The sequence below is a fragment of the Pseudomonas sp. LBUM1658 genome (assembly GCF_059716055.1).
Genome location: NZ_CP166798.1, coordinates 1,722,625 through 1,744,754, shown reverse-complemented (window position 1 = coordinate 1,744,754; position 22,130 = coordinate 1,722,625). Strand labels below are relative to the sequence as shown.

At 62.7% G+C, this 22,130-nt stretch carries 6 protein-coding genes; 3 read left to right on the top strand and 3 right to left on the bottom strand.

The genetic code is table 11. The features are described from left to right. Nucleotides 1–31 precede the first annotated feature (31 nt). The 3 genes from pvdO (at nt 32) to ACA064_RS07870 (ending at nt 5,268) form a co-directional block, all read left to right on the top strand. Entirely contained in the window at nt 32–934 is a 903-nt protein-coding gene (pvdO, locus tag ACA064_RS07880; RefSeq protein WP_497672867.1) for a dihydropyoverdine dehydrogenase, read from the top strand. A gap of 119 nt (nt 935–1,053) precedes the next feature. Next, nucleotides 1,054–2,703 carry a cyclic peptide export ABC transporter gene (locus ACA064_RS07875; RefSeq protein ID WP_497672866.1) on the top strand — a complete coding sequence of 550 codons (1,650 nt, stop codon included), beginning with the start codon at nt 1,054–1,056 and terminating at the stop codon, nt 2,701–2,703. A 159-nt stretch (nt 2,704–2,862) separates the two neighbouring features. Continuing rightward, nucleotides 2,863–5,268 (top strand): TonB-dependent siderophore receptor, encoded by a 2,406-nt coding sequence (locus ACA064_RS07870; protein WP_497672865.1) that lies wholly within the window; start codon nt 2,863–2,865, stop codon nt 5,266–5,268. Between the two features lie 171 nt (nt 5,269–5,439). Here the strand turns inward: ACA064_RS07870 and ACA064_RS07865 are convergent, their stop codons facing one another. Genes ACA064_RS07865 through ACA064_RS07855 form a run of 3 tightly spaced genes read right to left on the bottom strand, consistent with a single transcriptional unit; the run spans nt 5,440 to nt 22,128 of the window. Then, nucleotides 5,440–6,399, bottom strand: coding sequence for an alpha/beta hydrolase (locus ACA064_RS07865; protein WP_497672864.1), 960 nt, complete (start codon nt 6,397–6,399; stop codon nt 5,440–5,442). A gap of 57 nt (nt 6,400–6,456) precedes the next feature. Continuing rightward, nucleotides 6,457–15,588, bottom strand: a complete 9,132-nt coding sequence (locus tag ACA064_RS07860) for an amino acid adenylation domain-containing protein (RefSeq protein ID WP_497672863.1) — start codon at nt 15,586–15,588, stop codon at nt 6,457–6,459. Beyond that, the gene (locus tag ACA064_RS07855) at nt 15,589–22,128 is read right to left on the bottom strand and encodes an amino acid adenylation domain-containing protein (protein ID WP_497672862.1); all 6,540 of its coding nucleotides are present in this window, start codon (nt 22,126–22,128) and stop codon (nt 15,589–15,591) included. Between the last annotated feature and the right edge of the window lie 2 nt (nt 22,129–22,130).

The following is a 22,130-nucleotide window of genomic DNA, read 5'->3' as shown; positions in this document are numbered from 1 at the left end:
AGGATGCCATTTCCCTTGATCGAGATGACTCATGACCAATGACCCGCTCACCTCCCGCCCGCACACCCTTGCCTTAAAGGCGCTTGCCGCGCTGGCCTTCAGCACCCTGCTCGGCGGCCTGCTGCCGAGCACCGCCATGGCGACCGCACCGCCACAACCGGGCAAAGTGTTCAAGGACTGCAAGGACTGCCCGGAAATGGTCGTGCTGCCTGCCGGCACCTTCACCATGGGCACTCCGGACGGCGAAGCCGGCCGCGAGCCTGACGAGGGTCCGATGCATGAAGTGACCTTCGCCAGACCTTTCGCCATGAGCCGCTTTCAGATCACCGCCGGTGAATGGGAGCGCTATGTGCGGGAAACCGGGGTCAGGATTGCCGACGGCGATACCCGGCCAGGCCGCGAATGTGTGGCCAGCAAGCCCCGTTATGCACAGGCCCCGCGCCAGCCGGCAGTCTGCATGGACTTCGCAGACGTACAGGCCTATGTCGCCTGGCTGTCGAAAAAAACCGGGCAGAACTATCAAATGGTCAGCGAGGCTCAACGCGAGTACGCCGCCCGCGCCGGCTCCAGCGGCCCCTTCCCGTTCCCCTTCGATGAAGGGACCGAGTACAGCATCGCCAAACATGCCAACACCTATGGCCCGACTGATGGCTACAGCTTCAGCTCGCCGGTCGGCAGCTATCCGCCCAACGCATTCGGTATGTACGACATGCACGGCAACGTCTACGAGTGGATCGCCGACTGCGAGCACGCCAACTACGTCGGCGCGCCAACCGATGGCAGCGCATGGGTCGAGCCTGGATGTGAAGCGCTGCAGATTCGCGGCAACGACTGGGGGGAAGCGCCGGTGTTTTCCCGCTCGGGCAACCGCAACAACATCTATCCGCAAACCCGCGGAGACTGGATCGGCTTTCGCGTTATACGTGAGCTCTAGACTATAATCCCGCCCGCCCCTGCATACAGGTCGCCGCCAATCGGCGGCCTTCTAAATTAAGCGCCTGACCAGACGTTCTACTGGGTATCTGCCTCTACGACCCAAGGAACTGTCCCCTCATGACCCAGCCTACGCGCGGTGCAATTCATGAATTGTTCACCCTCCTCAAACCCTTTCGGCTAGTCGTCGCGCTGTCGATCATTCTCGGCATGGTCGGCGGCTTGAGCGTTACCGTGTTACTGGCAACCATCAACACTGCCCTGCACTCGGAAAGCGGCCTGACCCAGGGAGTCGTGGCGCTGTTTGCCGGCCTGTGTCTGCTGGCGTTGTTCAGTTCGATCTGCTCGGACATCGGTACCAACTACGTCGGCCAGCACATCATTGCCAAGCTGCGCAAAGAACTGGGAGAAAAGGTGCTCTCGGCGCCCATCGAACAGATCGAGCGTTATCGCAGCCATCGGTTGATCCCGGTGCTGACCCATGACGTGGACACCATCAGCGATTTCGCCTTCGCCTTCGCCCCGCTGGCGATTTCCCTGACCGTGACCCTGGGCTGCATGGGCTACCTGGCCATGTTGTCGTGGCCAATGTTTCTGATGATGGTCGTGGCGATCATCATTGGCACGGGCATTCAGTACTTCGCCCAAAGCCGGGGTATCCAGGGTTTCATGGCCGCCCGGGACGCCGAAGACGAGTTGCAAAAGCACTACAACGCCATTGCCGAAGGCGCCAAGGAACTGCGTATCCACCGGCCACGTCGCCAGCGCATGTTCGTCTCCGGGATCAAGGCCACCGCCGACTTCATCTGCAATACGCAGATCCGCTCGATCAACACCTTCGTCATCGCCAAGACCTTCGGTTCGATGCTGTTCTTCGTTGTCATCGGTCTGGCCCTGGCCCTGCAATCCTTCTGGCCCAGCGCCGACAAGACGGTAATGAGCGGCTTCGTGCTGGTGTTGCTGTACATGAAAGGCCCGCTGGAACATCTGGTGGGCACCCTGCCGATTGTCAGCCGGGCACAGATCGCCTTTCGCCGGATCGCCGAACTCTCCGAGCAGTTCTCTTCCCCCGAGCCGCACCTGTTGCTGGATGACCAGGGCAGCCAGGCCAAATCAGTGCATAGCCTGGAACTGCGCAACGTCAGCTACACCTTTCCCGCTGTACCGGGCAGCGAGGCATTTCGCCTGGGGCCGGTGAACCTGAAGATCGAACAAGGCGAAATCATCTTTATCGTCGGCGAAAACGGCTGCGGCAAGACCACCCTGATCAAGTTGCTGCTGGGTCTCTATCCGCCGCAGCAGGGAGAAATCCATCTCAACGGGCACCGCATCGACGCCGAGAACCGCGACGATTACCGTCAGTTGTTCACCACGATTTTCGCCGACTACTACCTGTTCGATGACGTGGTGCAAGGCGACCAGCACATCCCCGAAGACGCCAACAAGTACCTGCAACGCCTGGAGATCGCCCACAAGGTCAGCGTCGAAGGCGGCAGTTTCACCACCACCGACCTCTCCACCGGCCAGCGCAAGCGCCTGGCACTGGTCAACGCCTGGCTGGAAGAGCGCCCGGTGCTGGTGTTCGACGAATGGGCGGCCGACCAGGACCCGACTTTCCGCCGGATCTTCTACACCGAGCTGCTCCCGGATCTGAAACGCCTGGGCAAGACCATCATCGTCATCTCCCACGACGACCGCTACTTCGATGTCGCCGACCAGTTGGTGCGCATGGAGGCCGGTCAGGTGGTCACGGCGCTGAGCCCGGCCTGAACCGCTGAAAGCGCGGTCCGGCATGGTTCCGTGACCGCGCGGTAGCACCGATTCAACGTTTGTGGATTTATTTTTTCCGGTTTCACGAACGTGTTGCGTCTAATAATAATTATCATTAACTAAAAAACTGCACACTTCGCTTCAGGAGCATTTAGAGCAATGCAAAGCCCTTCCCTGTCCCGCACACCTCTGGCAAAGGCGATCCACCGGCAAAAATCTCGCAGAGCAGTCCTGCCGGGCGCTCTGTTGACCCTACTGTTGCTCGGGGTCTCTGAAGTGCAGGCAGCACCGGTCGAGGTGAATATTCCCGCGCAGTCGCTGGCCAGCGCCCTGCAGCAACTGGGGCAACAAGCCAACCTGCAGATCCTCTACAGTCCGGACATGGTCAAGGGCATCAAATCCACCGCGGTTGCCGGGAACCTTGAGCCTGAGCAAGCGCTCAACACACTGCTGCTGGGGAGCGGCATTACCTTTGAACTGACCGGCAGCACGGTCTCGCTGATCCCGGTCGCGGGTGCTTCCAGCGCCGTGGAACTGGGCGCGGTGTCTATCTCCGGCAAGGCGCCGGGATCCACCACCGAAGGCACCGGCCTGTACACCACTTACTCGTCCAGTAGCTCGACCCGGCTCAACCTGACGCAGAAAGAGACCCCGCAGTCGGTCACCGTAATGACCCGTCAGCGCCTGGATGACCAGCGACTCACTAATCTGACCGATATCCTCGAAGCCACCCCGGGCGTCACCGTGACCCGCCTGGGCCTGGGCACCGAGAACGACACCTATTGGTCCCGCGGTTTCCAGATCCAGAACTTCGAGATCGACGGCGTACCGACCTCCACCCGCCTCGATAACTACACTCAAAGCGCGGCCATTTACGACCGTGTGGAAATCGTCCGCGGCGCCACCGGCCTGATCAGCGGCATGGGTAACCCATCGGCGACCATCAACCTGATCCGCAAGCGTCCTACCGCTGAAGCACAGGCGAGCATTACTGGTGAAGCCGGCAGCTGGGATCGCTACGGCAGCGGTTTCGATGTTTCCGGACCACTGACCGAAAGCGGCAATGTTCGCGGGCGCCTGGTGGTCGACTACAAGAACCAGCAATCCTGGGTCGATCGCTTCAAGCAGGACTCCCAGCTGATCTACGGCATCACCGAATTCGACCTGAGCGAATCGACCATGCTGACCGCCGGTTTCAGCTACCAGAAGACCCAGGTCGATGCGCCGCTGCGCGGGGGTTACCAGACCAAATTCAGCAATGGCAACAAAACCCACATGCAGCGCTCGCTCAACCCGGCGCCGAACTGGGCCTACAACGACCACGACCAGACCAACTACTTCACCTCCATCGAACATCAATTCGATAACGGCTGGAGCGGCAAGATCGAATACGGCCACACCGAAAACAAATTCGACGAGTTCTTTTCCTACACCATCGGCAGCCTCGACCAGGCCACCGGCTCCGGCGCCGTGCTGCTGCCCGTGCGCTGGTCGGGCACACCGCGCCAGGACAACATCGACGCCTACCTGACCGGGCCGTTCTCGGCGTTCGGTCGCGAACATGAGCTGATCCTCGGCGTCACCGCCACCGACTATGAAGAGAACACCCCGAACTATAACGACTGGCTGTGGGACTATGGCTTCCAGATTCCGGACTATAGGAGCTGGAACGGCGACGCGCCGAAACCCGCCACACCGATAGTTGGCAAAGGCAGCATCAAAGAGAAGCAATACGCCGCCTACCTGACCTCGCGCTTCCACGTTACCGACGATCTGAGCGTGATTCTCGGAGGCCGTCTGACCGACTGGAAACGCGACACCGATACCAACATTTACGGGCAAGGCACCACCACCGTCGAAGAGAAGGAAAGCGGCGTCTTCATTCCTTACACCGGCGTGGTCTACGATCTGGACGACAACTGGTCGCTGTACGCCAGTTACACCAAGATCTTCAACCCGCAGGCTTCCTACGTTCGCGACGTCAACCGCAAAGCCCTCTCTCCACTGGAAGGCACGGGTTACGAAGTCGGTATCAAGGGCAGTTTCTACGACGAAAAACTCAACGCCAGCCTGGCCCTGTTCAAGCTGGAACAGGACAACCTCGCGGTATGGCAGTCGGACACCATGGCGTACATCACCGAGGAAAGCACCAGCACCGAAGGTGTCGAGTTTGAAATGAACGGTGAGCTGGCAGAAGGCTGGCAGGCATCTGCCGGTTATGCCTACAGCGTCACCACCAACTCCGAAGACCAGCGCATCGTCACCAACCTTCCACGCCATATGCTCAAGACGTTCACCGCCTATCGCCTGCCCGGCATGCTGGACAAGCTTACTGTAGGTGGTGGTGTGAACTGGCAGAGCAAGACCGGCGAAAACCTGCACTACTACGAGCAGGGCAGCTATGCGGTTACCAACCTCATGGCCCGTTACGACATCTCGAAAAACCTCAGCGCCTCGGTCAACGTGAACAACGTGTTCGACCGTGAGTACTACTCCAGCGTCTACGCCGAGGGTGTCTATGGCGCACCACGTAATATCATGACCGGCTTCAAGTACAACTTCTGAGTTCTGGCTGAACGAGCCATGAAGGAAAAAGCGCACCTGTTGTCAGGTGCGCTTTTTTTGTGCCTGGAACATCGACTGAACAGCTAAAACGACAAAGCCCGGCGCCAAGGCCGGGCCCAAAAAAACCGGAGGGGATAAATCCGCTCCGGCTCTTTACCTGCGCAGTTGTTTTCAATGTTTCGGATACAGCGCCCGGTGCAGTACTTCGGCCAGCTCCCGGTAAACCGCTTCAACCTCGGCAGTCACCATCGGCATACGCAGGAAGTCGTGGACCAGACCGCCGTACTCGCGGCACTCCACCACACTCCCCTGCATCGCAAGTCGCTGTGCGTAGGCGCGCCCTTCATCGATCAATGGATCGAAGCCTGCCAGGGCAATGAAGGCCGGTGCCACGCCCTGCAGGTCTGGTGCGAGCAACGGCGAGAAACGCCAGTCATCGCGGTCTTCGGGAGTCCGTGCGTAGTGGTCGTAGAACCACTCCAGGGTCGGGCTTTCCAGCAGATAACCTTCGCTCAGCAGTTCCATGGATTCGCTGCGCCGCGAGGCGTCGGTCACCGGGTAGCAGAGCAATTGCAGGCAGGGCTTGAGTGCCGAAGGATCGGCGGCGGCCTCGATGGCCAGGACGGTGGCCAGCGTCGCGCCGACACTGTCGCCGCCATAGGCCAGCCGATCGGTATCCAGCGCCAGTCCTTCGGCGTTTACAGCCAGCCAGAGCAAGGCATCGGCGGCATCGTGCACAGCGGTCGGGAACTTGTACTCCGGCGCTCGCCGGTATTCCACCGCGAGCACCGCACAGGGGGTCCGCCCACAGAATTCGCGGCAGACCCCATCGTGGGAGTCGAGACTGCCGACGACAAAGCCACCGCCATGCAAGAACACCAGCACCGGCAGGGTTTCCTGGCTTTCCCCCAAGGGTCGATAAAGCCGCATTGGCAATGAGCTGCCATCGCGGGTCGGATAATTCAGGTCGAGGCAATCGACCCCAGGCGCCGGCCAGCGCATCCGCGCCGAAGACTGCTCGAACGCCTGCCGCGCCTGCTCCGGCGTCTGCCGATGCAAGGCCATGGAGTCGCCTGTCTGATTCGCGTCGACGAGGTCGAGAAAGGCCGCGATTTCTGGATTCAATGACATGAAATGCATCCCGGGGCGGCCACACGGGCCGCCCCTCAATCGAAAGTTAAAAGAGCGTCAGGCAGTCTGGACCAGACAATGTTCGATCAGCGCTTGCAACTCCGCCTGATAATCTTCCATCAGCCTGTCGACGGTGCTGGTGCGATAGCGACGGGTGCTGTAGATGCAGCGGAACGACAGCCGACCGTTGAACACCTGCCCCACCAGCTCCAGCCAGTTGGCCATGCCGGCATCCAGGCTGTAGCTGTCGCCGATGTTGTCATCGGCCGGCAGCAGCAACGCCTGCTCATCGAAGCTCTGGTCGAACTGCCCGAGGTAGTTGAACGTCACCCGTGCCTGGGGCAACGCCGCCAATCGCTGGCTCAGCTCGGGTCCGGCCATATAACGCAAGGCGCCGTAACCGACCCCCTTGTTCGGCAGACTGCCCAACTGATCACGCACCGCGACAATCGAAGTGCCGATGTCAGCACTCAGCTGCGGAGCCAGGCGAATCGGGAACATGGTGGTGAACCAGCCCATGGTCCGGCTCAGATCCAGCGTTTCGAACAGATCCTCGCGACCATGGCCTTCGAGCTGCACCAGTACCGATGACTCATCGCTCCAGCGGCACAGCACCCGGCCCAGCGCCGTCAGCAACAGGTCGTTGATCTGCGTCTGGTAGACCGCCGGCGCCTGCTTGAGCAACTGCGCGGTATAGGTTTCGTCGAGGTGCATGGTCGCTTCGGCCCGGTGGCGCACCAGGTTTTTCCCCCGCGGGTTGTCGCACGGCAGTTCCTTGCCCGGCTGATCGAGGGCCTCGAGCCAGTAGCCCAGTTCCTGGTCGATCAGGGTCCGGGTATGGCCGCTGAGGTTTTCTGCCCAGTCGCGGAAGCTGCTGGTGCGCACCGGCAATTGCGGCTCGCGCCCCGCGCAATAGGCGTCGTAGGCTACTTGCAGGTCCTGCAGCAACACTCGCCACGACACCCCGTCGATCACCAGGTGATGGATCACCAGCAGCAGGCGCGCCTCGCCATCCGGCAAGGTCGCCAGCAGGCCACGTACCAGCGGCCCCCGCTCCAGGTCGAGGCTACGCTGGGCCTGGTTAGCCAGCACTTCAAGTTCGTGCTTGTCGGCCACCTGATGCACCCAAAGCAGCGGCGTCTCCTGAGCCTGGCGCAGGCACTCGTCCAGCGCCTGATAGTGCTGCGACCATCCGCCTTGATCGCGGACGAAACGCAGGCGCAGTGCATCGTGCTGCGCCAGCATGCACAACAGGGTCTGCTCCAGTGCCACCGCATCCAGCGCCTGACGCGAGCGCAGGATCAACGCCTGGTTGAAATGATGCGGCTGGTCCATCTGCTCGGCGAAGAACCATTCCTGGATCGGAATCAGCGGGAAGCTGCCTTCACGGGCGACCTGGGTCTGGTCCTGGGCCTGGCTGGAATGAGCCACCAGCTGCTGGTCGAACAGATTGCCGATGGTCTGATAGCGCATCAGGTCGCGCAGCTTGATATCCAGCTTGAGCAGCGGATGGTTGCGCGCCTTCGAGATGACTTGCAGGCTGAGAATCGAATCCCCGCCCAACTCGAAGAAATTGTCGCTGATACCGACCTGCTCCACCTGCAGCACTTCGCCCCAGATCTCTGCCAGCAATCGCTCCTCGGCAGTGCGCGGTGGTTGGTACTGTGCGGTCTGCAATTGCGGCTCCGGCAAGGCCTGGCGATCGAGCTTGCCGTTGGGCGAAATCGGCATCCGCGCCAGACAGATGATCTGCAGCGGTACCATGTAGTCAGGCAGCCGCGCCCGCAACTCGGCCTTGAGCCGATCGCCCTGGCCGGCATCGCCGTCGCTGACCACATAGCCGATCAACTGCTTGCCCCCCAAGCCGTCGCGGGCAATCACCACCGCATCGCTGACTCCCTCCTGCAGACGCAGGCAGGCCTCGATCTCGCCGAGTTCGATACGAAAGCCCCGCACCTTGACCTGATGATCGACGCGCCCGACATAGTCCAGCAGCCCTTCGGCGCGCAGCCGCACCAGATCGCCGCTGCGATACAGGCGGCTGCCAGGCGCACCGAACGGATCCGGCACAAAACGCTCGGCAGTGATCGCCGGGCGCCCGTGATAACCCCGGGCGACGCCATAACCGCCGATATGCAGTTGCCCCGCCAGCCCGGCGGGCAAAGGGTTGAGATCGTCGTCCAGGACCCACAGCGAGCGCTGACCGACCACCCGCCCGATAGGGGCATAGGCGGCGCCGCACGGTTCCTCGTTCGGCGCCTTCCAGAGCATCGGCGTGACCACGGTTTCGGTCGGGCCGTAGCCATTGGTGATATAGCGCGGGCGCAGGATGGTCCTGACCTGTTCCAGGGTTTGCTCGGGCACGGCGTCGCCGCCCAGGCAGTAGATGCGCACCGCCGGTGCCGCTACGCCGCTGGCTTCGACATACTCGGCGACCTGCTTCAGGTAAGCCGGCGGGAAGCAGGCAATGTCGATAGCACCGCGCTGCAAGGCCTCACAGGTTTGCTCCGGGGTCCAGAGCTCATTGTCCCGCAGCACCAGGGTGCCGCCGAAGGCCAGGGTGGTCAGCCAACGCTCGTGAGCTCCGTCGAAGGCGAACGACATGAAGTGCAGCTCGCGGGTGCTCTGGTCCATTTCATAGAGTTCAGCAATGGCCTGGCAATGCATGCTCAACGGCCCGTGGGTGACTGCCACGCCCTTGGGTACACCGGTCGAACCGGAGGTGTAGATCAGGTAGACCAGACTGTCATCGGATACCCGCACCCGCGGTTCGTCCTGTGGATAACTCGCACCGTCGAAGCCATCCAGATCGAGCAGCGGCAGTTCGGCCGGCAGCGGCAGGCGCTGGCACAGCTGACCGCGGCTGATCATCTGCGCCATGCCCGAATCCTCGATGATGAATGCCAGGCGTTCGGGCGGGTAATCGATGTCCAGTGGTACATAGGCCGCGCCGCTCTTGAGCACGGCCAGCAGCGCCACCAGCATGTCCAGCGAACGTTCCAGCGCGACGCCGATCAGCACCTCGGGACCGGCACCGCAAGCGATCAAGTGGTGGGCCAGGCGATTGGCGCGGATTTCCAGCTGTGCATAACTCAAGACCTGCCCGGCGCATTCCACCGCTGCCGCGTGCGGACGCTGTTCGGCATGCCGGGCGATCAGCGCCGGCAGCCATTGACGCTGATGCACCTGGGCCGGTTCCGCTCCCCACTGCTGCAAGGCCTGCCATTGTTGCGGCGCCAGGCGCTGCAGATTGCCGAGGCGCTCGTGGGGCGCGTCGAGCATCGATTGCAGGGTGACTTCCATGGTCTGGCGAATCCGCTCCACCGCTTCGACGCTGAAGCAGTCGCGCAGGAACAGGTACTCGATGGACAGTTCCTCGTTCAGATGCACCGCCAGGTCCATCGGGAAGTTGGTCACGTCATGGTTGGCCGAGGCACCGAAGCGCAAGCCGCCCTTGGCTTCCTCCAGACGCCGATCGATCGGGTAGTTTTCGAACACGATGATGCTGTCGAACAACGCCTGGCCACCCTGGCCCGACCAGCGCTGGATATCGGCCAGCGGCGCATGGGCGTGATCCCGCAGGTCGAGGTTGTAGGCTTGCAGCCCGGCCAGCCAATCGCTCAGGCGCTGGGCCGGATCGAGGGTCTGGATCACCGGCAAGGTGTTGATGAACAGGCCGAGCATGCTGTCGGCATTGGGCAGCCCTTCCGGACGCCCGGCGACCGTGGCACCGAAGGCCACGCTGTGCTGGCCGGTGAACCGCTGCAGGACCAGCAGCCAGGCACCCTGGATCAAGGTGTTGGCAGTGATTCCCTGGGCACGGCAATGTTGCTGCAGTGTGCTGGTCTGTTGCGCGTTCCAGCGAGTGTAGAGCGCTTCATGCCCCGCCAAATTTGCGCTATGGCGCGGGTACATCGCCTGGCTCAGCGCAGTCGGCTCGGCCAGGGTCTGCAGATGACCTCTCCAGAACTGTTCCAGGCGGCTTTGGTCCTGGGCTTGCAGCCACTCGATGAAGTCGCGGTAACACCCGCTTTCACCGCTGACCTGGCCACTGGCGTAATGCTGCAGCACCTCACCGAACAGCTGCGAACTGCTCCAGCCGTCCATCAGGATATGGTGGCTGGTCCAGATCAATTGGTGGCTGTCTTCAGCAGTACGAATCAGCACCAGACGCTGCAACGGCACCCGGCTCAACTCGAAACCGCGGGTGCGCTCCTCCCTGGCACACTCGGCAAGCTGCGCCGGATCGACCGGGCGATCACGCCAGTCGAGGACCCGCAAGTCGACCTCGGCCTGACGCTGGACCACCTGGATCGGTGAGGTCTGGCCGCCCTGCCAATGGAACGAGGTGCGCAGGATGGCGTGGCGCCCGATCACGTGCTGCCAGGCCCGGCGGAAACGCTCGACCTCAAGCCCCTCGACCGGCAGGTTGATCTGGTTGACGTAAAGGTCGTCGCCGTCATCGGACAAGGTATGAAAGAGCATGCCCTGTTGCATCGGTGACAGCGGATAGATGTCCTCGATCTCGGCCACCGGCACCGGCAAGGCATCCAGTTGCGCCTGACTCAACTGCGCCAGGGCAAAGTCCGAAGGCGTCACCCCGCTGTTGACCGGGTCACAGCAATGCTCGATCAAACTCGTCAGCTCTGCCGAGTAGTCGTCGGCCAGACGCTGGATGGTCGCCTCGTCGAACATCTCGCGACTGAAGGTCCAGCCCAGGCTCAACTCGCCAGCGTAAACCTGGCCATTGAGTTCCAGCCAGTTGCCCAGCGGTGCCAGCGGGCTCTGCTCGCGTCCGGCGCTTTCTGCCGCCGGGACCAACAGCGCCGAGGGGTCGAACTGAGTGTCGAACTGGCCGAGGTAGTTGAAGGTGATGCGCGGGCTCGGCAACTCACGCAGGGCGGCCTGGGTCTGTTTATCGCCCAGATAGCGCAAGGCGCCGAAGCCGATGCCCTTGTTCGGGATCGAGCGCAACTGTTCCTTGACCTGCTTGATCGAGCTGGCGAACTGTTCCGTCGGCGTCAGTTTGACCGGGTAGAGACTGGTGAACCAGCCCACGGTGCGGCTCAGATCAATGCCCTCGAACAGCTCTTCGCGACCGTGGCCCTCCAGCTGAATCAGGGTCGAAGCCTGCCCGGTCCAACGACAGATCACTCGCGCCAGGGCGGTCAGCAGCAGATCGTTGACCTGGGTCCGGTAGGCCGCCGGCGCCTGCTGCAGCAACTGCCGGGTCAGTGCCCGGCTCACGTGGCTGCGCACGCTCAGCGCCTGACTGTTGCGCAGGCTGCCTTCGGGGTAGTCCCACGGCAAGTCCGTCGGGGTTTCGAGCAATTGCTCGCGCCACCAGGGCAATTCACCGGCGAGACTCGCCGTATGCTGTTGCAACTGCTCGGCCCAGGTTTTCAAGGCGCTGGTCTTGGCCGGCAGTCTCAGCGGCTGTCCGGCCTGCAATTGCTGATAAGTGCTCTGCAAATCTTCGAGCAGCACCCGCCAGGACACCCCGTCCACCGCCAGGTGATGGATCACCAGCAACAGGCGCTGACTGCCATCGGCCAGGTTCAGCAGCATGCCGCGCAGCAGCGGACCCTGGGCAAGATCCAGGCTGCGTTGGGCCTCTTCACAGGCCGCTTCGACTTCGCTGCCAGCGTCCAGGGCGGTCTGCCAGAGCAAGGGCTGCACGGGGTCAAGCCCTAGGTAATGGGCGCTCCAGCCATCGGCACCCTGGTTGAATGACAAACGCAGCGCATCATGCTGACGCACCAGCACCTGCAAGGCCTGCTCCAGCAGTTCACCGTGCAGCGGCTCGGACGGTTTGAGCAGCAGTGACTGGTTCCAGTGATGACGCTCGGGGATCTCGGTGTCGAAGAACAGTTGCTGGAACGGCAGCAGCGGCGTGCTGCCGCTGACCGGCCCCTGATCGATGCTCAAGACGCCATCGTCGAGTTGGGCGACTGTCGCCAACCCGCGCACCGTCTGGTGCTGGAACAGGTCCTTGGGGGTAAAACGCAGACCCGCCTGGCGGGCCCGGCTAACCACCTGAATGGAGATAATCGAGTCACCGCCGAGGGCAAAGAAATTATCGGTCACGCCGACTTGGGCCAGCCCCAGCACAGCCTGCCAGATCTCCACCAACTGCTGTTCGAGAGCATTACCAGGCGCCTGATAATGCGGCTGCAGATCAGCCGCATCCGGCTTGGGCAAGGCCTTGCGATCGAGCTTGCCATTGGGGCTCAGGGGCATCTGCGGCAGCACCAGCCATTGCGCCGGAACCATGTACTCGGGCAGCTGCTGTTGCAGATGAGCAGCCAGAGTATCGCGCCAACCTTGTGGCTCCTCGTTCAACACCAGGTAGGCCACCAGCTGTTTGCCGTCGACTACCAGCACCGCGGCTTCGCGCACATTGTCGTGTTCCAGCAGGCGCGCCTCGATCTCCCCCAGCTCGATGCGCAGGCCGCGAAGTTTGACCTGGTGGTCGATCCGCCCGGCATACTCGATCACGCCATTGCTGCGATAACGCGCCAGATCACCGGTGCGGTAGAACCGCTCGCCGTGGCCAAAGGGGCTGACCACAAAGCGTTCCGCGGTCAAGGCCGCACGCCGATGGTAACCCCGCGCCAGGCCCGCGCCCGCCAGGTAAAGCTCGCCCAGCACGCCGACCGGCACCGGCTCGAGATTATCGTCGAGGATGTAGCACCCCAGGTTGGCGATCGGCTGGCCGATCGGCACGCTGTCGCGGCCCTCCTCCACGCAGGTCCAGTGAGTCACATCGATGGCGGCCTCGGTCGGACCATAGAGATTGAACAGACCCGCTGCCGGCAGCTTGGCGAACACCTGTTGCTGGGCGTCCACCGGCAAGGCTTCGCCGCTGCAGATGATCCGCTTGAGGCCGCTACAACTGGCGACGTCGGCGTCCTGCAGGAAGGCCTGGAGCATCGATGGCACGAAGTGCAAGGTGCTGACCCGCTCGCGCTTGATCAGTTCGACCAGCCGCCCGGGGTTCCGATGATCACCCGGTAAAGCGACCACCAGCCGCGCGCCGGTCATCAGTGGCCAGAAGAATTCCCAGACCGACACGTCGAAGCTGAATGGGGTTTTCTGCAGGACTACATCGCTGCCGTCCAGCCCGTACGCCTGCTGCATCCAGCACAGCCGGTTGGTCAGCGCCGAATGGCGGTTGCCGGCGCCTTTGGGTTTGCCGGTGGAGCCGGAGGTGTAGATCACATAGGCCAGATTCTCGCCGGCCACGGCCACCTGCGGATTGTGCTCGCCATAGCCTTGCAGCCAATCGCCTGGCTGATCCAGCACCAGGGTCTGCCCGCCGGCGCACAGCGGTAGATGCGCGAGCAAGTGCGCCTGGGTCAGCAGCAACTCGACGCCACTGTCTTCGAGCATGTAGCGCAGGCGCTCCGGCGGATACTCCGGGTCCAGCGGCACATAAGCGCCACCGGCCTTGAGAATCGCCAGCAGGCCGACCACCATCTCGATCGAACGCTCGACGGCAATGCCGACCAGGGTGTCCGGGCCGACACCCTGCTCGATCAGTTTGTGGGCCAGGCGGTTGGCCCGGGCATTCAGTTGCGCGTAATTCAGCACCTCGCCGGCAAATACCAGCGCCGGTGCATCCGGGGTTTTCAGCACTTGCGCTTCGATCAACTGCTGGACGCTCAGGTCCAGCGGATAATCAGTGCCAGTGTGGTTCCAGTCCTCGAGAATCACTCGTCGCTCAGCGGCACTCAACATCGGCAGTTCGGCGATGGATTGCTGCGGCTGCGCGACTATACCCTGCAGTAATGCCAGCAGGTGCCGACCCATGCGCTCGATGGTCGCGGCATCGAACAGGTCGGTCGCGTAGATCAATGCCGCCGCCAGGCCGTCCGGCGACTCGTGGGTTTCCAGGGTCAGGTCCAGCTGTGCCAGGTTGGCGTCCCAGCTCAGGCTTTCGACGCGCAACTGCGGCAATTGCAGCGCCGACCCGGTCTGGCGGGCGGAAGTCTGATGGTTGAACATCACCTGGAACAACGGGCTGCGGCTCAGGCTGCGCTCCGGTGCCAGGGCCTCGACCAGTTGTTCGAACGGCAGGTCCTGATGGGCCTGGGCGCCCAACGCGGTGTGCTTGACCTGTTGCAGCAGCTGGTTGAACGGCAGACGCCCATCCAGCTCGGCACGCAGTACCTGAGTGTTGACGAAGTAGCCGATCAGCTGCTCGGTCTCGGTCCGGTTGCGGTTGGCATTCGGCACGCCGACGCGAATATCGCCCTGACCACTGTAGCGGTATAACAAAGTCTGGAACGCCGCCAGCAACAGCATGAACAGGGTTACGCCCTCGCGTCGGGCGACTTCCAGCAGTGCGTTGTTCAGGGCCCCATCGAGGACGATATCCAGCCGCGCTCCGCGATAACTCTGCAGCGCCGGACGCGGCCGGTCCAGCGGCAACGCCAGCTCCGGTTGCTCGCCCCCCAGGCGCTCGAGCCAATAGCTCAGCTGTCGCTCACGCTCGCCGGCTTCCATCCAGCTGCGTTGCCACAGCGCATAGTCGGCGTACTGGATCGGCAGGGGCGCAAGCTCGATCGGCTGGCCACGACTGTAACCGGCATAGAGCCGGATCAGCTCGTCGACCATCAACTGAATCGACCAGCCATCGGAGACGATATGGTGCTGGATCAGGATCAGCACATGGTCATCGGCCGCCAGACTCAGCAGCTTGACCCGCAACAACGGCCCCTGCTCCAGGTCGAACGGCTGCTGTATTTCGCGCTCGACGCAGGCCTTGAGTTCGGCCTCGCTGGTATCGGCCGCCAGGGTCTGCCGGGCGATGGTCAGGGCGAACGCTGCCTGAATGATCTGCTGGGGCCGATGCTCGGTGTGGCTGAATGAAGTACGCAGGGATTCGTGACGCTCGATCAGCCTATCGAAGCTGTGCTGCAGGGACTGGAAGTCCAGGGCGCCGTGCAGTCGCAGGGCCATGGGGATGTGATAGGCCGCACTGCCCGGCTCCAGCTGCCAGAGAAACCATTGGCGTTCCTGGGCGTAGGAAAGCGCAATCTCCTCGAACGCCGACTGCACCTCGGGGATCGGCAGGTTGGCCGGTGACACGCCCTCGGCCAGCATCTTCAGCAGGTATTCCTTGCGTTTCTCCAGTGGCAGGGTGATGAAGCGTCGGGCAATTCGCGTCGCGACGTTAGTGTCCATTCACGCTTCCTCCATTTCGTCGAGCAGGTCTTCCAGGGCACTCAGTTTCGAGGCCGTGACCTGTTCGCCGTTTTCTTGCAGTTGCGCCACCAGATCGCCGAGGACCGGGTACTGGAATATCGTTTGCGGGACCAGCTTCATTCCGAGCTCAAGTTGAATGCGCGACACAATGTTTATCACCAGCAGGGAGTGACCTCCCAATTCAAAGAAATTGTCGGTCAAGCCGACCCGTGCAAGCTTCAGCACATCTGCCCAGATCGCCGCCACCTGCAGTTCCAGCTCACTGCGCGGTGCCACATAGGCTTGCTGCATCAGGCTGGCATCGGGCTCGGGCAATGCGCTGCGATCGAGCTTGCCGTTGGCGGTCAGGGGCAGGTTTTCCAGCAGCAACAGATGCGCCGGTAGCATGTAGTCGGGTAGCTGCGCCTTGAGTTGCAGGCGGATCTGCTCGCGCCACGGGCCCTGGTCGGATACCTGCAGCGGCTCTGATGGGACGAGGTAAGCGACCAGTTGCGGGCCGTTCGCCCCGGGGCGATCCAGCACCACCGCCTGCCGAACCTCGGGCAGCGCCAGCAAGCGCGCCTCGATCTCGCCCAGTTCAATGCGGAAACCGCGAATCTTCACCTGGTGGTCGATGCGACCGATGTATTCGACTGTGCCATCGGCCCGGTAGCGCGCCAGATCGCCACTGCGATACAGGCGCTCACCGCGAGTGCCGAATGGATCGGGTATGAAGCGCAAGGCGCTGAGCCCGGCACGCTTTAGATAACCCCGCGCCAGACCGGCGCCGCCGATATAGAGTTCACCGATGCAGCCTCTGGCAACCGGATTCAGATCGCCGTCGAGCACGTACCAGGACAGATCCGCGATCGGCTCGCCGAGGGGGCTGCTGGAGTCACCGTCGAGGTCAGCCAGGGTCAGCGCGCGATAGGTCACATGCACGGTGGTTTCGGTGATGCCGTACATGTTGATCAGCTGCGGCGATTGCTCACCGAAGCGCTCGAACCAGGGCCGCAGGCTGTTGATCTCCAGCGCCTCACCGCCGAACACCACATAGCGCAACGACGGCTGCAGACTTTGCCCGGGCTCGCAGGCGACCTGCAGCAATTGTTTGAACGCCGACGGCGTCTGATTCAATACCGTGACTTTCTCCCGGCACAACAGTGCATAAAACTCCTCGGGCGAACGGCTGATTTCATGGGGCACGATCACCAACCGGCCGCCGTACAACAGCGCACCGAAGATTTCCCAGACCGAGAAGTCGAAGCCAAAGGAGTGGAACAGCGTCCAGCTGTCCTCAGCGTTGAAATCGAACCCGCCTTCCGTGGCCTGGAACAGCCGCAGCACATTCTGGTGGGCGAGCAGCGTGCCTTTGGGTTTGCCGGTAGAGCCGGAGGTGTAGATCACATACGCCAGATTGGCGACATCGACCTCGACCTGCGGATCAGCCTCGCTGCTGCCTTGCAGCCAGTCGTCATCGGCACTCAGCAGCAGGGTCGACAGACTCTCGTCGATCGGCAGGCGTTCGAGCAGGCCTGGCTGGGTCAATAGCAGCTTGATGCCGCTGTCCTGAATCATGTAACGCAAACGCTCATCAGGATATTGCGGGTCCAGCGGCACATAGGCGCCACCGGCCTTGAGAATCGCCAGCAGCCCCACCAGCATCTCGATCGAGCGCTCGGCGGCAAGGCCGACCAGCACATCGGCGCCGACGCCCAGTTCGATCAGGCGGTGCGCCAGGCGGTTGGCCCGCTGATTCAGTTCGGCATAACTCAGGTGGCGCTCGCCCAAGGTCAGCGCAATGGCCTGCGGTGTCTTGTGTGCCCGGGCTTCGATCACACGATGCAGCGGCTGCTCAAGTGGCTGGCTTATCGGAGGTTTGTTCCATTGCGCCAGGGTCTGGTTACGCTCGGCCTCATCAAGCATCGGCAACTCACCGATGCGCTGCTGTGGCTGCTGACTGATGCCCCGCAGCAAGGTGCGCCAATGCCCGGCCATGCGCTCGATGGTCGAAGCCTCGAACAGGTCACTGGCATAGACCAGGGACGCATGAATGCCATCCACCGATTCCTCGGTATTGAGGGTCAGGTCGAACTGCGCCATGAGGCTGTCCCAGTTGACCTCGGCAATGCTCAGGCCCGGCACTTGGCGGATTTCTATGTTCCGCCGGGTAGCGGCCTGGTGATTGAACATCACCTGGAACAACGGACTGCGGCTCAGGCTGCGTTCCGGTTGCAACGCTTCCACCAGCTGTTCGAACGGCAGGTCCTGATGGGCCTGGGCACCCAGGGCGGCCTGCTTGACCTGTTGCAGCAGTGCATTGAACGCCAGGCCGCCATCGAGCTCGGCGCGCATGACCTGAGTGTTGACGAAAAAGCCGATCAAACACTCGGTCTCGACCCGGGTGCGGTTGGCAATGGGCACGCCGACGCGGATATCGCCCTGCCCGCTATAGCGGTGCAACAGGGTCTGGAACGAAGCCAACAGCAGCATGAACAGGGTCACGCCTTCGCGGCGAGCAACGACATGCAATGCATCGCTCAGATCGCCATCCAGGGCAATGTCCAGGCGTGCGCCGCGATAACTCTGAGTAGCCGGACGCGGATGATCCAGCGGCAACTCCAGCACCGGCTGTTCGCCTCCCAATTGATCGCGCCAATAGAGCAGTTGCCGATCGCGCTCACCCGCCTCCATCCACTGGCGCTGCCAGAGGGCATAGTCGGCGTACTGGATCGGCAACGGCGGCAAGTCTGGGGTTTCGCCGCTGCGGTAAGCGGCGTAGAACCGGACCAGTTCCTCGACCATCAGTTGCATGGACCAACCATCGGAAACGATGTGGTGCTCGATCAGCACCAGCACATGATCGTCTTCCCTCAGGCGCAGCAATCTGGCCCGCAGCAACGGACCTTGGCGCAGATCGAAACTGCGGCCGATCTCGGTTTCGACCAGCCGCTGGAGCGCGGCATCGTCAGTGTCCGCGGCAATCTGCTGATGCTCGATCTGCAGCGCGAACGGCGCCTGGATAATCTGCCGGGTGCCCTGGGGGTCGTGCAAGAAGCAGGTGCGCAGGCTCTCATGGCGGGCGATCAGCGCATCGAAACTGCGCTGCAGGGCAGACAGGTCAAGGCTGCCGCGCAGGCGCAATGCGGTCGGAATATGGTAGGCCGAGCTGCTCGGGTCCATGTGCCAGAGGAACCACTGCCGCTCCTGCGCATAGGACAGCGCCAGCGGTTCACCGCGGGGCACCGGGGCAATGGTGGGTAACTGTTCCTGATGGCTGGCCCGGGCCAGATAGTCGGTGAAATCCCCCAGGCTGCTGTGCTCGAACAGCGCCTTGAACGGCACCTCCAGCTGCAGCGCCTGGCGGACCCGCGATACCACCTGGGTCACCAGCAGCGAATGCCCGCCCAACTCGAAGAAGTTGTCAGTCAGACCGACTCGCTCAAGCTTCAGCACCTCGGCCCAGACCTGAGCGACTTGCTGCTGCAGTTCACTGACCGGTGCCACATAAGCTTGTTGCAACAGGCTCGCGTCGGGTTTGGGCAGGCCTTTGCGGTCGAGCTTGCCGTTGGGTGTCAGGGGGATCCGCTCAAGCACCAGCAGCCAGGCGGGAACCATATAGTCGGGCAAGCTTTGCTTCAGGCAGCTGCGCAGCTGTTCACGCCATGGCCCCTGCCCGGCAGCGTCGATAGCCTGGGTGGGTACGACGTAGCCGACCAGTTGCGCGCCATTCGGACCGTCCTGGGCCAGCACTACCGCTTCGCGCACCGAGTCCTGGGCCATCAGCCGCGCCTCGATTTCTCCCAGTTCGATACGAAAGCCACGGACCTTGACCTGATTGTCGACCCGCCCCTGATAATCGAACACCCCGTCCTGGCGTAGTCGCACCAGGTCGCCACTGCGATACAGACGGGCGCCGGGCTCGCCGAAGGGGTCCGGGACAAAACGTTCAGCAGTCAGCCCCGGGCGATCGAGATAACCTCGCGCCAGACCATAACCACCCAGGTACAACTCACCGGTCACGCCTTGGGGCAGCACGTTGAGCTGCGCACTCAGGACCCAGGTGCTGCGCTCGCCGACCCGCGTACCGATTGGCGCATAGGCCGCGCCGCACGAGGTGTTGCGATCGGCCTTCCACAGCAATGGGGTAACCACCGTCTCGGTCGGGCCGTAGCCGTTGATGATGTGTTCCGGCGCCAGGGCGCGGCGGACTCGCTCGAAACTGTCGTTGGGCACCGCATCGCCACCGAAGCAGTAGATCCGCACGGGCGGTGGATTGCCCTGCACTTCGGCTTGTTCAGCCAGTTGTTGCAGATAGGCCGGCGGAAACGCCGCCACAGTGACGCCGTGGCGGTGCATCGCGAGCAAGGTTTGCTCCGGGCTCCACAGACTGTCATCGCGCAGCAGCAGGCTCGAACCATGGGTCAGCGGAGTGAGCCAGCGTTCATGGGCGCCATCGAAGGCAAAGGACATGAAGTGCAGTTCGCAGTCGGACTCGCCCATGGCGTAGCGCTGGCCGATGGCCTGGCAATGCATGGCCAGCGGACCGTGGGCGACACAGACCCCTTTGGGTTGGCCGGTGGAGCCCGAGGTGTAGATCACATAGGCCAGGCTCTCTGCCTGCAACGCGACTTGCGGTGCGCTGTCCGGCAGATGGCCGAGATCGAGGCTATCGAGCGCCAGACAACGCAGGCCGGTGCTCAGTGGCAACTGTTGGCGCAACCGCGAATCGCTAAGCAGCAAGGCGATCCCCGAGTCCTCTATCAGGTAGGCCAGGCGTTCGCGAGGGTAACTGGCATCCAGCGGCACATAGGCACCGCCGGCCTTGAGTACCGCCAGCATCGCCACCAGCATCTCCGGGCTACGCGGCAGGGCCACGCCTATCCGCACTTCAGGCCCTACGCCCTCGGCAAGCAGATGCCGGGCCAGTCGGTTGGCCCGGGACTCCAGCTCGGCATAGCTTAGTTGTTCATTGTCACAACGCACCGCCAGATGTTCCGGCTGCTGCCGGGCCATCTGCGAAAAGCGCTGATGCACCGGCAGCAAATCCATGGTCGCCAGCGCGTTGCTCGCCTCGAGTTGCAGCAGTTCATCCGCACCGAGCATCGGCAGATCGCCGATAGGTTGTTGCGGCTGGGCGACCATGCCTTGCAGCAGGCGCTGCCAATGCCGGGCCAAACGCTCGATGGTCGAAGCTTCGAACAGGTCTGTCGCATACACCAGCGACGCCGACAGTCCCCCTTCCGATTCATGGGTGTCGAGGGTCAGGTCGAACGGCGCGGCATGACTGTCCCAGCCCATGGCCTCGATGCTCAGCCCCGGCAACTGCGTGGCCCCACCGTTGGAGCGAGTGGCAGTCTGGTGGTTGAACATCACCTGGAACAACGAGCTGCGGCTCAGGCTGCGTGTCGGCGCCAAGGCTTCCACCAGTTGCTCGAAAGGCAAGTCCTGATGGGCCTGGGCTTCCAGCGCCGTTTGCTTGACCTGCTGCAACAGTTCGCTGAAGAGCATGCGCTCGTCGATCTCGGCCCGCAGCACCTGGGTGTTGACGAAGAAACCGATCAGCCCTTCGGTCTCGCTGCGGTTACGGTTGGCGATGGGCACGCCGACGCGGATGTCGCCCTGGCCGCTGTAGCGGTGCAGCAGGGTCTGGAACGACGCCAGTAACACCATGAACAGGGTCACCCCTTCACGCCGGGCGAGGTCCTGCAAGCCTTTGCTCAACAGCGGCTCGAGGACGATATCCAGGCCGGCCCCCCGATAGCTCTGGAGCGCCGGACGTGAATGATCCAGGGGCAATTCCAGCACCGACTGCTCGCCACCCAGGCGCTCGGCCCAATAGGCCAATTGCCGCTCACGCTCGCCGGCTTCCATCCAGTTGCGCTGCCAGAGGGCATAGTCGGCGTACTGGATTGGCAGCGGCGCCAACTCTACCGCCTCGTCCCGGCTGAGGCCGGCATACAGCTGGATCAACTCGCTGACCAGCACCTGCATCGACCCGCCATCGGAAACGATATGGTGCTGGACCGCGACCAGCACATGCTCGTCGTCGGCCAGGCGCAGCAAGCTCACGCGCAGCAGCGGGTCGCGCTGCAAATCGAATGGCCGGGCGATTTGCGCCTGGATAATCCCCTTGAGCTGCGCCTCATCGATCCCCGCGACGTCCTGCACCACCCGTTCCAGGGCAAAGGGCGCCTTGATCCACTGCAGGACCTTGCCCTGCTCGTCGGGGCTGAAGCCGGTACGCAGGCTTTCGTGGCGCTCGATCAGCGCATCGAAGCCGGCGTACAAGGCCTGCAGATCCAGCGCCCCGCGCAAACGCAGGACGGTCGGGATGTGATAGGCCGGACTGTCCGGCTCCATTTGCCAGAGGAACCACTGCCGCTCCTGAGCATAGGAAAGCAACAGGGGCTCACCGGCACTGCGCCGAAAAATCGGGGCAATGCCATAGAGGTTGATGCCCTGTTTGCCCAGTAGAATCGCCAGCGCCTTGCGTTTCTCGGGAGAAAGCGCGCCCACCGATTCAATCAACTGCTGCATGC